The 1,848-nt window shown below is 57.4% G+C and carries 1 rRNA gene; it reads left to right on the top strand.

Annotated features, from left to right (window positions below):
* Positions 1–1,826: ribosomal RNA gene (locus tag H0H10_RS04525) — 23S ribosomal RNA — on the top strand; the annotation flags it as partial.
* Positions 1,827–1,848 lie beyond the last annotated feature (22 nt).

Genomic DNA, 1,848 nt, shown 5'->3' with positions numbered 1-1,848 from the left:
GTGATGGGTAGGGGAGCGTCGTCTGCCGGGTGAAGCAGCCGCGTAAGCGAGTTGTGGACGGTTGACGAGTGAGAATGCAGGCATGAGTAGCGATACAAACGTGAGAAACGTTTGCGCCGATTGACTAAGGGTTCCTGGGTCAAGCTGATCTGCCCAGGGTAAGTCGGGACCTAAGGCGAGGCCGACAGGCGTAGTCGATGGATAACCGGTTGATATTCCGGTACCCGCTGTGAAGCGTCAAACATCGAGCATCGTGATGCTAAGGCCGTGAAGCCGCCCTGGATCCTTCGGGTGAAGGGGAGTGGTGGAGCCGCCGGCCCAAGCGGTTAGTAGGTGAGTGATGGGGTGACGCAGGAAGGTAGTCCATCCCGGGCGGTGGTTGTCCCGGGGTAAGGGTGTAGGCCGTGCGATAGGTAAATCCGTCGCACATGTGGCTGAGACCTGATGCCGAGCCGATTGTGGTGAAGTGGATGATCCTATGCTGTCGAGAAAAGCCTCTAGCGAGTTTCATGGCGGCCCGTACCCTAAACCGACTCAGGTGGTCAGGTAGAGAATACCGAGGCGTTCGGGTGAACTATGGTTAAGGAACTCGGCAAAATGCCCCCGTAACTTCGGGAGAAGGGGGGCCACACCTGGTGACCGGACTTGCTCCGTGAGCTGGGGGTGGCCGCAGAGACCAGCGAGAAGCGACTGTTTACTAAAAACACAGGTCCGTGCGAAGCCGTAAGGCGATGTATACGGACTGACGCCTGCCCGGTGCTGGAACGTTAAGGGGACCGGTTAGCTCAGATTCGTCTGGGCGAAGCTGAGAACTTAAGCGCCAGTAAACGGCGGTGGTAACTATAACCATCCTAAGGTAGCGAAATTCCTTGTCGGGTAAGTTCCGACCTGCACGAATGGCGTAACGACTTCTCGACTGTCTCAACCATAGGCCCGGTGAAATTGCACTACGAGTAAAGATGCTCGTTTCGCGCAGCAGGACGGAAAGACCCCGGGACCTTTACTACAGTTTGATATTGGTGTTCGGTTCGGCTTGTGTAGGATAGCTGGGAGACTGTGAAAGCGGCACGCCAGTGTCGTGGGAGTCGTCGTTGAAATACCAGTCTGGTCGTGCTGGATGTCTAACCTGGGTCCGTGATCCGGATCAGGGACAGTGTCTGATGGGTAGTTTAACTGGGGCGGTTGCCTCCTAAAGGGTAACGGAGGCGCCCAAAGGTTCCCTCAGCCTGGTTGGCAATCAGGTGTTGAGTGTAAGTGCACAAGGGAGCTTGACTGTGAGACCGACGGGTCGAGCAGGGACGAAAGTCGGGACTAGTGATCCGGCGGTGGCTTGTGGAAGCGCCGTCGCTCAACGGATAAAAGGTACCCCGGGGATAACAGGCTGATCTTCCCCAAGAGTCCATATCGACGGGATGGTTTGGCACCTCGATGTCGGCTCGTCGCATCCTGGGGCTGGAGTCGGTCCCAAGGGTTGGGCTGTTCGCCCATTAAAGCGGTACGCGAGCTGGGTTTAGAACGTCGTGAGACAGTTCGGTCCCTATCCGCTGTGCGCGTAGGAGTCTTGAGAAGGGCTGTCCCTAGTACGAGAGGACCGGGACGGACGAACCTCTGGTGTGCCAGTTGTTCTGCCAAGGGCATGGCTGGTTGGCTACGTTCGGGAGGGATAACCGCTGAAAGCATCTAAGCGGGAAGCCTGCTTCGAGATGAGGGCTCCCACCCACTTGATGGGGTAAGGCTCCCAGTAGACGACTGGGTTGATAGGCCGGATCTGGAAGCACCGTGAGGTGTGGAGGTGACCGGTACTAATAGGCCGAGGGCTTGTCCTCAGTTGCTCGCGTCCACTGTGTT

The sequence above is a fragment of the Streptomyces griseicoloratus genome, from assembly GCF_014534645.1.
In the GTDB taxonomy this organism is placed as follows: domain Bacteria; phylum Actinomycetota; class Actinomycetes; order Streptomycetales; family Streptomycetaceae; genus Streptomyces; species Streptomyces griseicoloratus.
Note: the sequence above shows the minus strand (reverse complement) of the source record. Positions and strands in the feature narration are given on the sequence as shown.